We start from the raw sequence: 13162 nt of genomic DNA on the forward strand, positions 1-13162 counted from the left end.
AAACCCTCCACCTTTTTTCCTTATCTTTATAGCGTGAACACCGCATTTTACATCGCCAAGAGGTATCTTTTTGCAAAAAAATCTACCAATGCCATCAATATCATCTCAGCAATTTCTGTATTGGGTGTTTTTGTGGGTAGCACGGCGTTAATCATTATCCTTTCGGTTTTTAACGGATTTGAAGAGATGGTGTTAAAAATGTTCAATACCATTACTCCGCAAATTTTAATTGCCCCTGCAGAGGGTAAATCATTTGATCCGAACACAACATATTTCCTTTCTTTAAAAAACAATAAATCCGTTTCCTCATTTACCGAGGTTTTATCAGAAAATGCTTTAATAAGGTATAATGACAAACAGCAACCCGCTTTGATAAAAGGTGTTAGTAACGACTTTTTGAAAAATAAGAGTTTAGATACGATTATGGTTGAGGGCAGTTTTGTACTTCAAAATAAAAGCGGTGCAAATGCAGTTATTGGTTCGTCGTTACAAGCATATTTAGGGGTTAATGTTGCAGATCCATTTGAGCAATTACAGGTTTATTCGCCCAAAAAAGACATTAAAGTTGGTTCAATTAATCCGTTAGATGATTTTACTGTACTAAATATTCCTCCGGCTGGTGTATTTGCAGTACAGCAAGAGTTTGATAATGTAATGATAGTACCGTTATCTTTTGCACGCAAATTATTTACGGAAGACAAAACTGTAACTGCCATTGAAATTAATGTTAAAGATGGCGTAGATGCTGAAAAACTAAAAATTGAGATTGCCGAAAATTTGGGGAATAAGTTTGTCGTACAAGGGAGGATACAGCAAAATCAGGCACTTTACAATGTTTTAGGATCAGAGAAATGGATGGTTTATATCATTTTAACCTTCATTTTAATCATAGCCATATTTAATATTATAGGCTCTTTAACTATGTTGGTAATTGATAAGTTAAAAGATATATCAATTTTACATAGTTTGGGGGCAGGTAAAAAGCTCATCAAAAAAATATTTTTGCTAGAAGGAATGATGATTACCTTATCTGGATGTATATTTGGATTATTATTTGGGTTTCTCTTCTGTTTGTTTCAGCAGCGTACAGGTTATTTTAAAATGGGAGAAGAAAATTTATTGGTTTCTAATGCATATCCAATTGCATTTAAAATAAATGATTTTGTACTCGTTTTTGTAACTGTTAGTATTTTTTCTTTCATTGCATCGGCTTTGGCATCAAATTTAAGCGTAAAGAAGATAGACCACTTAAATAAAGATCTTTAAAACATGAATACCTCTAAAAAACTATTTATTGCCTTTTTTGCTACTATCATATTATTATATGCATGTAATAATGAGAAAAAAGTTGATGAAAATAGTAAACCAACAATAGTAAAGGGATTATACAGTTTCGGCCCAGAAATTAAGTCGTTTACCGATTGTATAGAAAGTAAAGAATATTGGGTGGCAGATAGTGCAAATACTTTAGAACTTGCTTATAGTAATTTAGGCTTTGAGAAACCTTATACCCCAGTTTATATTGAGGCAGAGTGTCATTTCATAAAATCAGACACGTCAATTAATGCCGATTACGATTCTACAATGGTGGTAACAAAGGTGATTAAAATAAGCAAAGAAATTCCAGAAGGGCCTTGCTCACAATAACTAAACTACATATAAGTTCTTAGTAATTTCAGATATAACATTATTCTTCATCGCCAGTGCAAATAAAGTGTCTATTGCTTTTTTGCCGTCTGCGCCAAGCTCAATAGAGTATTTGTTTACGTATAATTCAATATGCTTATACATTACAGCCTCATCCATTTCTTGAGCATGTTCCTTAATAAATGCCAAACTCGATTTAGGATTTGCGAAAGCGTAATCAACTGATTTTTTAAGCAATCTATCCACTTTTAGCTGTATCTCAATAGGTAAATTTCTATTAATTACTATTCCTCCCAAAGGGATGGCACAACTGGTTAATTCTTCCCAAAAATGGCCTAAATCCATTATTTTGTATAAGCCCTTGTCTTGGTAGGTAAACCTATTTTCATGAATGATTAAGCCTAAATCAATCTCATCATTTAATAGCGCATCTTCAATTTCAGAAAATAACATTTCTTGTTTATCCCGCAGTTGCGGATAAGCCACGCCTAATAAAAAGTTTGCAGTTGTATATTTACCAGGGATAGCGATTTTGAGATTTGAAATTTGAGATTTGAGATTTGAGTTGATGCGATCTCTGTTCTCTTTCTTGCAAATTAACAGTGGGCCAACTCCAAAACCTAAAGCGCTACCAGCATTTAATAAAGCATACTGATTGGCTACATAAGCAAATGCATGGAAACTTAGCTTCGTAATATCTAATTCGCCATTTAAAGCTTTTTGATTTAGGGTTTCTACATCATCAAAAGATACATCGAAACTTAATCCTTCCGTATCAATTTTGCCATGTATTAAAGCATCAAAAATAAAAGTATCATTTGGGCAAGGCGAAAAACCAAGAGTAAGTTTCATAAGACAAAATTAAAGGATAAATGCTTTTAAATGGTCATTTATAAACCATTGTTTGTGATAAAGTCAATTAACCAATGGTTTAAGTTTTTTATCGCTAAACCAATTTTCCAATTTTCCTTCGCCCTTGGCTCTACATAATTAGAAATTGCTCTTATTTGTAAACAGGGCAGGTTTAGTTGCTCGCAGGCAAAAAAAACTGCTGCACCTTCCATGCTTTCGGTTTGTACCTGTAGCCTATTTTGCAGTTGCACAATACTTTGTTGGTTGCCATGTACTTTGTTTACAGTAATGGAGTTAACTGTTGGCAAAGCAGCGTATTCAAAATTCGCTTCATAGGTGCTTTTTCCAAATCCCAAATCATCAATGCTAATAAAAGCATCATTATCTTCTGCCCCTAACTCTGCAAAAGTATCACTTACAATATTTACTAAACTTCCCAATGGGATGTTTGTGTCAAACGAACCTGCAATGCCAACGTTTAGCACTAAACTGTAATCGCTATTTAGGTTTTTGCCAAGTGAGAAGGCTGTAGCAGTCATCCCAACACCAGTAATTAATAAGTCGAACTTTGGGTGTTGTACAAAGTCATTTTGAGAGATGTTAAAATGCTCATAAACAAGATTTACTTCTTTAGCTGTTGCAGCCACAATGAGGATCTTCATGCAGCTAATTTAAAAATAATGATTGATAAAATGTATTACTCTTTTTGCTTAGTGCTTAATCCGTATATTTGTTTTTTATTTGCTAACAATGATTTATATAACAAGAAAAGAGAGTTTTAATGCCGCTCATAAATTAGCCAGAAAAGATTGGAGCGACGAGAAAAATTTAGCGGTTTATGGTAAGTGCGCTAACCCAAATTGGCATGGGCATAATTATCAGCTTTATGTTACTGTTAAAGGAGAAATTAATCCAGAAACAGGCTTTTTGGTTGATTTGAAATGGCTTAAAAAGATTATAAACGAAAATGTAGTTGATAAAATAGACCATAGAAACTTAAATTTAGATGTAGATTTTATGAAAGATCAACTGGCATCTACAGAAAACTTGGCCATTGCTATTTGGGATATTTTGATGCCATTGATACAAGAAGGTGGTGCAATTTTGCACAGCATTAAACTTTACGAAACTGAAAATAATTTTGTTGAGTATTTAGGTTAATCAGCCTAAATAAGTTGATAAATTAAGATTAATAAACCCAGGTTTAGGGTATTTCTATCAATATTCGCTATTAAATGGAAAACGATAAATACAATCACGACGAAGAGGCGTTGGGCTATCAAAAAATAGAAAGTTATGACGATGCTAAAATTGCTTCTGTAGCTTCTCATTACAAAGATATTTTAACGCAATTAGGTGAAAATCCCGAACGAGAAGGTTTGTTAAAAACACCAGAAAGAGTTGCTAAAGCTTTGCAATATCTTACGCATGGTTATGATGTAGATCCAGCTCAAATTCTTCGCTCTGCAATGTTCGAAGAAGATTATAGTCAGATGGTGGTGGTAAAAGACATTGAGGTTTTTTCAATGTGCGAACATCATATGTTGCCATTTTTTGGTAAAGTTCACATCGCATACATCCCGAAAGGACATATTGTGGGTTTAAGCAAAATACCTAGGGTTGTTGATGCGTTTGCTCGCAGGTTACAGGTACAAGAGCGCTTAACCAATGAAATTAGAGATTGTATACAAAATACTTTACAGCCAGCTGGCGTAGCAGTGGTAATGGAGTGTAAGCATTTATGTATGGCAATGCGTGGTGTACAAAAACAAAATTCGGTAACTACAACATCGGCCTTTACTGGCGGATTTTTAAGTAATGATAAAACAAGAGCAGAGTTTTTAAGGTTGATAACTGCAAACTTGCATTAAATACCAAACTTCTCCGATTTAAAATTGCTATAGACTATAAAAAAAATAAATAGAAAATATGATGATTGTGATTTGGGTTTTTCTCAAATCTCAATATTCATATCTCAAATCTAAAGAATGAAAGCATATATTTTTCCGGGTCAAGGCGCCCAATTTGTAGGAATGGGTAAAGACCTTTACGAAAACCCATTAGCTAAAGAATTATTTGAAAAAGCGAACGAAATTATTGGTTTCCGCATTAGCGATATCATGTTTGGTGGAACCGATGAAGAGCTTAAACAAACTAATGTTACCCAACCAGCTATATTTTTACATTCGGTAATTTTAGCAAAGGTTTTGGGAGATGATTTTAAGCCAGAAATGGTTGCAGGACATTCATTGGGTGAGTTTTCCGCCCTTGTTGCTGCAAACGCATTATCATTTGAAGATGGTTTAAAATTGGTTATTGCACGTGCAAATGCAATGCAAAAAGCTTGTGAGTTACAACCATCTACCATGGCAGCTATATTAGGCTTAGCAGATCATGTTGTTGAAGAAATTTGTACAGACATTGAGGCGGTAGTTGTGCCAGCAAATTACAATTGTCCGGGACAATTGGTAATTTCTGGAAGTATAGAAGGTATTGATGAAGCTTGCGAAAAATTAACTGCTGCGGGAGCAAAAAGAGCATTAAAATTAAATGTTGGTGGTGCATTTCACTCGCCATTAATGGAGCCAGCAAAAATTGAGTTACAAGCAGCTATTGAAGCAACTCATATTGTTTCGCCTATTTGCCCAATTTATCAAAACGTAAATGCAAAGCCAACTACAGATGCTGCTGTAATTAAAGAAAATTTAATTGCTCAATTAACTGGCGCAGTAAGATGGACACAAACTGCTACAAATATGATTGCTGATGGAGCGAATGACTTTGTAGAAGTAGGGCCAGGAAGTGTGTTACAAGGCTTGGTTAAAAAAGTAAGTAGAGAAGTACAAACAAGTAGTGCTGCAATAGCGTTATAAACTAAAAAAATTAAAGTTGAGTGTAGGAGGTAAAATAAGGTTCTTATTACTGGTTTTAGGCATTTGCTGTATTGCAACAGCATTGTCTTTAAACAATTCGATTACCCAAAATGACCTCCTACTCCATGAAGCTCAAAATTTACAGCAAAATTTAGCGGTTAAGGAAAGAACTGTTCAAAGTTTTTTAACTGATAACCAAAAGTTAAATGAGTTAAAAACTTTTCGCAACAACGGCAATTTAGCTTTAAGTTTTATAGATAGTTACCGCAATAACGGTATCAATCTATTAATTTATAAAAACAATGAGCTGCAGTTTTGGAGTTCTGTCAAAACTTTTCCTCAAAACATCAATAGGCTAAAAGAAGGGTCTACATTTCAACCTCTCGCCAATGGGTTTTATGAGGTGATTAAGAAAACAGATAATCAATATACTTTTATCTTCTTAATTACTGTAAAGACACAATTTAGCATTGAAAATCAATACCTTAAAAATAGAATTGCACCTGAGCTCTTTAGCAATAATAGCTTAAATTTAGCTTCATTTACTGATAAAAACGCAAAAGAGATATTTAATTTAAATAAGGATTATCTTTTTGCAGTTAAGCTAAGCGATGAATTTTCAAAAAACATTTACGCTACAGTACAAGTTTGGCTTTGGGTAATTGGCCTATTTTGTATTTGTTTATTTGTTAATTCTTATGCAACGTACTTAGCAAGAAAAGGATATTTGGTTGCCGGAACTTCCGTTCTCATTATCTTTTTTTTAGCATTCAGATTATCAGATTTACAGTTCTTTTGGTTTAACCATCAATTTACGTTAGAAATCTTTAGTCCATCAATTTACGCTCAAAGTGAATTCTTACCCTCTCTAGGTGATTTGCTTTTGCATATGATTTCCATTACATGGATCTCACTTTTCATCTACGTTCATCGGTTTCAGTATACTTTTTCAAATAGGCTTAAACAGAACAAAATCTTCGCAATAGCTTGTCATATTGTCTTTTTGCTAATTTTAGCTTTAATCGCTTTTATTATTGATGATGTTTTCTTCGGGCTCATTAACAACTCAAAAATAAATTTTGACATCACCAATATCATCAATTTAGGGTTTATCAGCTGGATAAGTATATTAATACTTTGCTTATCTTGGTTTGTCTTTTACCTTATAATTAATGTTTTTTTAGAATTAAGTAAGCAGTTAAATTTAAGCCACAAAGCTAGATTACTTGTTTTTTTAAGTCTGCTTACTGTTTGCTTTGCTTATAAGTTAATTGGTGATTTTACGGTGTTTTTCTTAGTATATGCATTATTAATATTTGTAATTGCATATAACAACTACATTCAGAAACGTCAGTTTTCTATAGGTGTTTTTGCTATCCTTTTTTTATGTATTGCTTTTTTGACATCAATTAAGTACACCAAGTTTATTGATTTAAAAGAGCGAAGTACAAGAAGAGATATCGCATTAAAACTAGAAAATTCTGATGATCCGAAGGTTATTAATGCAATAAATACCTTAGAATTAGGGATTACAAGAGACTCTTTAGTTGTTGACTATTTTAAAAATCCTAGTTCATTACAAACGGTAAGTTTTCATAATTACATTAATAAGAAATATTTGGATGGCTATTTATCTCGTTTTGAATATAAGCTATATGAATATAATGCTGCAGATTTTAGTTTAAAAAGTGAAAATAATTCAGTTCCAATTACCAAATACAAAAACTTAGTAAAATCTGGCGCTATAAGAACTGCAGAAACCACTTTCTCATACCGTATAAACGATACTTTTGGCTATCAAAACTATTTCGGAATTATTCCAGTTTTTGATTCGGAGAATTATCTGGGAACATTAATTATCGAGCTCACCTCTCAATCTTATGATTATAATTCTCGTTTCCCAGAATTATTAATTGATGGAAAATTAAAGAGTGATGAAGATTTTAGCGAGTATTCTTTAGCCTTTTATAAAAACAACAAATTGTATAGCCAATCGGGTAAATTCACCTACCCAATGGTTAATACAAATGAGTATAAAGGTGCTTTAAACGATGTTGTTTTTCAAAACGAAGAGTCAAATAATATCAGTTACAGTCATGCAATAAGAAAGTATGATAACTCTAAATTAATTGTAATTAGCAAAGAAAAAATGCCCTACGTAGTTAGGTTGGCTACATTGTCTTTTTTCTTTTTGGTTTTCATACTATTTGGCATTACAATCTATATCATTTTATGGGTAGCGAAAAACTTAGAAGATAGCAAAGCTGGTTGGTTTAACATTAATAGGTATTTAATGATTAATGCTAACAAAATTCTATACAAAACGCGAATTCAGCTATCAGTAGTTTTATCGGTAGTGGCCACGCTTTTAATAGTTGGTTTTACCACCTTTTCATACATCAAAAACGAATATCAAAAGCAGCAAAAGGAATCGATTAGAGAAAAGATTAGAAAAGTACAATTATCCTATCAAAAACAGATATTAACCTCGGGCTTAAGGGTTGATGATAAAGCTGGCTATGAGTTTAATCAGTTTGCAGATGTTAACGCTGCTTACTTAAATCTTTATGATATTAACGGAAAACTCTTATTAACTTCATTACCAAAAATGTACGATTATGGTATTTTGGGGAAGCGTATGGGACCAATGGCTTACATTAATTTGAGTAAATTGCAACGTTCGGAGTTTTTAAATACAGCAGAAAAAATTGGTGATTTTACATATGCTGCTGCGTATGCTCCAATTAGAAATGCTCAAAACCAAACCGTTGCTTATATTGGCTTGCCTTATTATGAGAATGAAGCAGATTACAATGAGAAAATAGGGCTCTTCATTAATACATTGATAAATATCTACGCACTCGTTTTTGTTTTGATTGGGGTTTTGGCTGTTTTCTTAGCAAACCAAATTACAAGTCCGCTTACTTTTATTCAAGAGAATATTAAACGTACAAAGTTAGGGCAGAAGAACCAACCTATAGTTTGGCATAGGCAAGATGAAATTGGTTTGTTAATTAAGGAATATAACAAAATGATTTCTGCCTTAGAGTTAAGCGCAATTAAGCTAGCTCGTTCTGAAAGAGAAAGTGCATGGAGAGAAATGGCAAAGCAAGTAGCTCATGAAATTAAAAATCCTTTAACGCCACTTAAATTGGGTGTTCAGCTTTTAGAAAAATCTTGGAAAGAGAATGACCCTAACTTCGAGAAGAAATTTGCAAGTTTTAACAAATCATTTATTGAACAAATTGACAGCCTGGCTACCATCGCTTCTGAGTTTTCTAATTTTGCAAAAATGCCTGATACCAAGTTAGAGCATTTGGAATTGCTACCTATAATAGAACAGGCTATAGCCGTGTTCAATTCTTCAGAAAATGTAGAAATTAATGTTTTAAACCGTACCAACAGAAAGGCGATGGTTTTGGGGGATAAAGATCAGCTGCTGCGTACATTTAATAACCTTTTAAAAAATGCGATTGAAGCTAGCGAAGGCAAAGCTAAATGTGTAGTTAGAATTAAGATTATTAACGATGATAAACGCGTTTATGTTGAAGTTGAAGATAACGGAAAAGGTATTAGCGATATTTTAAAAGATAAAATCTTTGTTCCAAATTTTACTACCAAATCATCGGGTACTGGGTTAGGTTTGGCATTTGTAAAGCAGGCAATAGAGAATGCAGGAGGCTCAATTGAATTTAATTCTGTAGAAAACCAAGGAACTACTTTCTATTTAAATTTCCCCTTGGTAGGCTAAAAATGGCCTATCGTAAATCTATTTGACTTTTCCCCATAATGTATCCATCGGCATATAAAATGATAGCGTATGTGCCTTTCATAAATTCTTTAGGATTTACCCAATCGATTTTATAACTCGTGTCATCATCATTATATGAAAATTCTATAGCGCTACTATATTGCATTTGTTGGCCATCTATCTGGAAAAAGTTATTCTCATTCGCAATTAGATTTCCTGCCGGATCAAATACGCGTAGATAAACTTTATGATAGTTTTTTTCTGCTAAAGAATTGGGGACAATGCTAAATTTAACTGTTAACTTATTGGCTGTACTTGCTCTGGTTACTAAAATGTTTTTGCCACTACTTTTAACTCTATAAGCTTCTACATTTATGCCTGAAGCTTTTAATGCGGCTCCAACTTTAACTTTGGCGTTTAGATTTTCGTTCTCCTTTTCTAAATTGTCTGTTTTATCGCTATAAGCCTCCACAGTAGATTTCAGACTATCACGCTCAGATTTTAAATATGAATTTTCTCTTTCTAAACGAATGATCTGATCATTATAATTTTTAACAAAAACCTTCAGCTCTTTGATTTGCTCTTGTGCATCGTCTAAATCGCCCTGCGTTAATTTACCTTTTTGCAAAGCAAGTTTAAGTTCAGCAATTTTATCGCGGGCTAGTTTCTCTTCTTGGGTAAGGCGGTCGTTTAAATTTACATTTAAGAGTGTAACTTTATCCAGCTCGGCTTCAATCTTCTCTACCTCTAAGTTTAACCGTTCCTTTTCGGTGTTTACTGTAACAAACCTACTACTTTGCTGTTGGTCCTTTATATATAAATAGGCGTTAATTCCTAAAAGCGCAACTATTACTACAACCAGAAAATAAACTTTGTTTCTATCAACCTTATTTACAGGGCTTTGGTCTTCCATATTTAATAAAATATCTTTTTTAGCCTTAATCTAGGCTTAATAATTAAATCTTACAGAACAGCTAACATAATATAAAAAAACGAAATGTGTTAAAATTAATAGCACTTTTGTATCACAAATTGTTAATTAATGCGTTTAAACAACTAATTAAAACAACGTGAAATTTAAAATCGATAAATTTAATAAACGAATTTACGCTACATAAATTATAATGAATAAAGGCTACATCTGTACATTTTTCCTCCTTTTAACAATCTCGATTAACGCATTTGCACAAAATTCCACAAAAATTGCTCCAAAACGAGAGTTTAGAGGGGTGTGGGTAGCCACTGTAACTAATATCGATTGGCCATCGAGACAAGGCCTTACTGTAGACCAACAAAAGCAAGAATTGATAGGCATTTTAGAGCAGCATAAAAAAAGTGGTATGAATGCTATTTTGCTGCAAATAAGACCTACAGCTGATGCTTTATATGCAAAATCCAGGGAGCCTTGGAGCCATTGGTTAATGGGTAAGCAGGGTTTAGCTCCTGCGGCTGGTTACGATCCTTTAGATTTTGCCATCAAAGAATCTCATTTAAGGGGGATGGAATTACATGCTTGGTTTAATCCTTACAGAGCAACAATGTCTGCTAATCAAGTCACAAGCGAAAACCATATTACCAAAAAAAGACCCGAGCTTTTTTACCGTTATGGCGGCCAAATATTATTTGATCCGGGTTTACCCGAAGTTAAAGAATACATAACTCAAGTAATTTTAGATGTAGTAAAAGAGTATGATATAGATGGAGTGCATTTTGACGATTATTTTTATCCTTATCGAATTGCTGGCCAAACTATAAAAGACGAAGCTACATTTAATAAATATGGAGGGGAGTATAAAAATATTGCAGATTGGAGAAGAAACAACGTTGATGTATTGATTAAAATGGTTAATGATAGTGTGCACCATTACAAAAAGCACGTAAAATTTGGCGTTAGCCCTTTTGGTATTTGGAGAAATTTTAGAGAAGATACTTTAGGTTCTAAAACAAACGGATTATCAAATTACGGAGAATTATATGCAGATTCGAGAAAATGGATAAAAGAGGGTTGGGTAGATTATATTAATCCGCAAATTTATTTCACCTTTAACCGATCTGCAGCTCCATTTGGAGTGCTTTTAGACTGGTGGAGCAATAATACCTTTGGTAGGCATTTATATATCGGCCAAGCGGCTTATTTAATTAATACAAAAACCAAAGTCGATTTAACTTGGCTAAAGATTGATGAAATGCCAAAACAAATTAGATACATAAGAGCTAATAGTAGGGTACAAGGTAGTGTTTACTTTAGCTCTAAATCTTTATCAACCAATGCTAAATCTTTTACAGATAGTTTAAGAAACGATTTGTATAAATATCCGGCTTTGCCGCCACAAATGCCATGGTTAGATGATGTTATGCCAAACGTACCTCAAAACCTAAAAGCCGAAGCCAAAACAGATGGTATTCATCTTAATTGGGCAAAGCCATTGCCAGCTGCAGATGGTGAAACTGCTTCAGGATATGTTATTTATCGTTTTGAAGAAGGTGAAAAAATCGATATTTTAAATCCTAAAAATATTGTAAATATTAGCTATGTAGATTATACTTTTTACTTAGATACCAATTTTGAGAAAGGTAAGCGCTACAATTATTTAGTTACTGCACTTGATAGGCTAAAGAACGAAAGTGAAGCTAGTGGCCCAATAGGTGTACAAGCAAAATAGTAATGGATAGCTTAACTTCAAATTAAGCTATCCATTTATCGTCACCTTAAAAATGATCTATTTAAAGGGTTTTGAATTTTAATTTTGCTCAATTGGCTTAGCGCAGCTGTATTTTGATAATTAAACTGATAAACGCCATCATCTCCAGTAACAATTAATGATTTTGGACCAGCAATAACATCGTAGCTTTTGATGTTTTTTAAATGTTGCAATAGGTTTTTACTGATGGAGTTTTTATCGGTAATACTAAAGCTTTTCAAACCAAAATCGCCTTCGCATAAAAATAAATTGTTGCCGCTAACACTTAAACCATGTGGGTTTTGCATAGCGAAAACTGCCACTTGTTTAGGTTTTGTTGGATCTTCAATGTTCAATACTTCCAATTGATTTATAGCTTGTCTGCAATTTGTACCCGCTCTTAATGTAACGTAAGCATACTTACCTTGTACAACAACCGGATCGCAGGCAAATACATGTGCGTAGGTGCTTAATTTAATAGGATTTGCAGGGTCAGTAGCATTAAAAATGTGCATGCCGGTATTTGTGCCAATAAAAAGCTTTTCCTCATAAGGGAAAATAGTTTCTACGCCCCAATCTAATTTGATGGATTTAACAAAGGTTGGGTTGGCTGCAGTTTGCACATTAAACAGACTTAAATCATTAATACCAACAGTATATAAGTAATCATTTAAAAGTGTAAATCTAGCCATAGAGCCACCTTGACCGCTGCTGCCATAACTACTTGCGTTAACACTAATAAACACTGCATCTTTTTTGCTGTTGTTAGAAACGCTGGTATTAATTACAGTGTCTTTGTAGGTTAAAACTTTCGGTCCTGCAGCATATTGAATTAAAAACTGCTTAAAAACTTCTGGAGATCTTTTAACCAATTTAATATTGTTTATTGATGAAATATCAAAAGACAAGAGATCTACATAGCTATCTGCGTAAAGGATATTGTTATGAACAGCCAAATCTATATTGCCTGGTATTTGTAAAAAGCCAATGTTTACAGGGCTATTTGGATTAGTATTGTTATAAATATGAATGCCCTTGTTTGGCTCGTTGATAAAAAGATAATCATTGTAAATATAAATTTTACCTGTTTTTACAGCTGTTTGTGCTTTTGTAATCCCAACAGGTAATGATCTCATATCGGCAAGAGAAATTATCTTGGGTATTTGGATCGTTTCATATTTAGCACTTGGCGTTTTTTTGCAATGGCTAAACGTTAATATTGTTACTGTGAGTAGCAATAAGTTAAGGAGATTTTTTTTCATAATTAATTGGTTTTAAGCTCAAACGAGATAAAGTGAAATAACGCTACAATGTGCCGCAAAAAAAAGGACACTGTTATGTGTCCTTTTTTTGATAAA

Annotated in this window: 11 protein-coding genes; 7 read left to right on the forward strand and 4 right to left on the reverse strand. The window is 33.3% G+C overall.

Annotated elements, in window-relative coordinates:
• The first annotated feature begins 33 nt into the window (after window positions 1-33).
• Both AC07XU_RS06135 and AC07XU_RS06140 read left to right on the forward strand, forming a co-directional pair.
• Window positions 34-1266, forward strand: a complete 1233-nt coding sequence (locus AC07XU_RS06135) for an ABC transporter permease (RefSeq protein ID WP_494942736.1) — start codon at window positions 34-36, stop codon at window positions 1264-1266.
• A gap of 3 nt (window positions 1267-1269) precedes the next feature.
• Complete coding sequence (locus tag AC07XU_RS06140; protein WP_494942737.1) at window positions 1270-1647, forward strand: hypothetical protein; 378 nt, start codon at window positions 1270-1272, stop codon at window positions 1645-1647.
• Here AC07XU_RS06140 and AC07XU_RS06145 read toward each other — a convergent pair whose 3' ends face one another.
• Window positions 1648-2499, reverse strand: a complete 852-nt coding sequence (locus AC07XU_RS06145) for a 1,4-dihydroxy-6-naphtoate synthase (protein ID WP_494942738.1) — start codon at window positions 2497-2499, stop codon at window positions 1648-1650.
• A 38-nt stretch (window positions 2500-2537) separates the two neighbouring features.
• Window positions 2538-3161, reverse strand: coding sequence for a futalosine hydrolase (mqnB, locus tag AC07XU_RS06150; RefSeq protein WP_494942739.1), 624 nt, complete (start codon window positions 3159-3161; stop codon window positions 2538-2540).
• Window positions 3162-3249: 88 nt separating this feature from the next.
• Here mqnB and AC07XU_RS06155 point away from each other — a divergent pair, with 88 nt between their 5' ends.
• The 4 genes from AC07XU_RS06155 to AC07XU_RS06170 all read left to right on the forward strand — a co-directional run bounded on the left by AC07XU_RS06155 (window position 3250) and on the right by AC07XU_RS06170 (window position 9123).
• The gene (locus tag AC07XU_RS06155; RefSeq protein ID WP_494942740.1) at window positions 3250-3660 is read left to right on the forward strand and encodes a 6-pyruvoyl trahydropterin synthase family protein; all 411 of its coding nucleotides are present in this window, start codon (window positions 3250-3252) and stop codon (window positions 3658-3660) included.
• A 74-nt stretch (window positions 3661-3734) separates the two neighbouring features.
• Entirely contained in the window at window positions 3735-4370 is a 636-nt protein-coding gene (gene folE / locus AC07XU_RS06160) for a GTP cyclohydrolase I FolE (protein WP_494942741.1), read from the forward strand.
• A 117-nt stretch (window positions 4371-4487) separates the two neighbouring features.
• Window positions 4488-5372, forward strand: a complete 885-nt coding sequence (fabD, locus tag AC07XU_RS06165; protein ID WP_494942742.1) for an ACP S-malonyltransferase — start codon at window positions 4488-4490, stop codon at window positions 5370-5372.
• Between the two features lie 16 nt (window positions 5373-5388).
• Window positions 5389-9123 (forward strand): sensor histidine kinase, encoded by a 3735-nt coding sequence (locus tag AC07XU_RS06170; protein ID WP_494942743.1) that lies wholly within the window; start codon window positions 5389-5391, stop codon window positions 9121-9123.
• A gap of 7 nt (window positions 9124-9130) precedes the next feature.
• Here AC07XU_RS06170 and AC07XU_RS06175 read toward each other — a convergent pair whose 3' ends face one another.
• Window positions 9131-10036 carry a DUF8428 domain-containing protein gene (locus AC07XU_RS06175; protein WP_494942744.1) on the reverse strand — a complete coding sequence of 302 codons (906 nt, stop codon included), beginning with the start codon at window positions 10034-10036 and terminating at the stop codon, window positions 9131-9133.
• Window positions 10037-10247: 211 nt separating this feature from the next.
• Between AC07XU_RS06175 and AC07XU_RS06180 the strand changes: the two genes are divergently transcribed.
• Entirely contained in the window at window positions 10248-11786 is a 1539-nt protein-coding gene (locus tag AC07XU_RS06180; protein WP_494942745.1) for a glycoside hydrolase family 10-like protein, read from the forward strand.
• Between the two features lie 41 nt (window positions 11787-11827).
• On the opposite strand, the gene AC07XU_RS06185 is transcribed toward AC07XU_RS06180, so the two are convergent.
• Window positions 11828-13066 carry an LVIVD repeat-containing protein gene (locus AC07XU_RS06185; RefSeq protein WP_494942746.1) on the reverse strand — a complete coding sequence of 413 codons (1239 nt, stop codon included), beginning with the start codon at window positions 13064-13066 and terminating at the stop codon, window positions 11828-11830.
• Between the last annotated feature and the right edge of the window lie 96 nt (window positions 13067-13162).

It is taken from the genome of Pedobacter sp. GW456-11-11-14-TSB4 (assembly GCF_059424425.1).

Excerpts from the sequence above, each read along its gene's own strand:
- AC07XU_RS06140 (WP_494942737.1), top strand. The coding sequence starts at position 1,270 with ATGAATACCTCTAAAAAACTATTTATTGCCTTTTTTGCTACTATCATA.
- AC07XU_RS06145 (WP_494942738.1), bottom strand. The coding sequence starts at position 2,499 with ATGAAACTTACTCTTGGTTTTTCGCCTTGCCCAAATGATACTTTTATT.
- mqnB (WP_494942739.1), bottom strand. The coding sequence starts at position 3,161 with ATGAAGATCCTCATTGTGGCTGCAACAGCTAAAGAAGTAAATCTTGTT.
- AC07XU_RS06155 (WP_494942740.1), top strand. The coding sequence starts at position 3,250 with ATGATTTATATAACAAGAAAAGAGAGTTTTAATGCCGCTCATAAATTA.
- folE (WP_494942741.1), top strand. The coding sequence starts at position 3,735 with ATGGAAAACGATAAATACAATCACGACGAAGAGGCGTTGGGCTATCAA.
- fabD (WP_494942742.1), top strand. The coding sequence starts at position 4,488 with ATGAAAGCATATATTTTTCCGGGTCAAGGCGCCCAATTTGTAGGAATG.
- AC07XU_RS06175 (WP_494942744.1), bottom strand. The coding sequence starts at position 10,036 with ATGGAAGACCAAAGCCCTGTAAATAAGGTTGATAGAAACAAAGTTTAT.
- AC07XU_RS06180 (WP_494942745.1), top strand. The coding sequence starts at position 10,248 with ATGAATAAAGGCTACATCTGTACATTTTTCCTCCTTTTAACAATCTCG.
- AC07XU_RS06185 (WP_494942746.1), bottom strand. The coding sequence starts at position 13,066 with ATGAAAAAAAATCTCCTTAACTTATTGCTACTCACAGTAACAATATTA.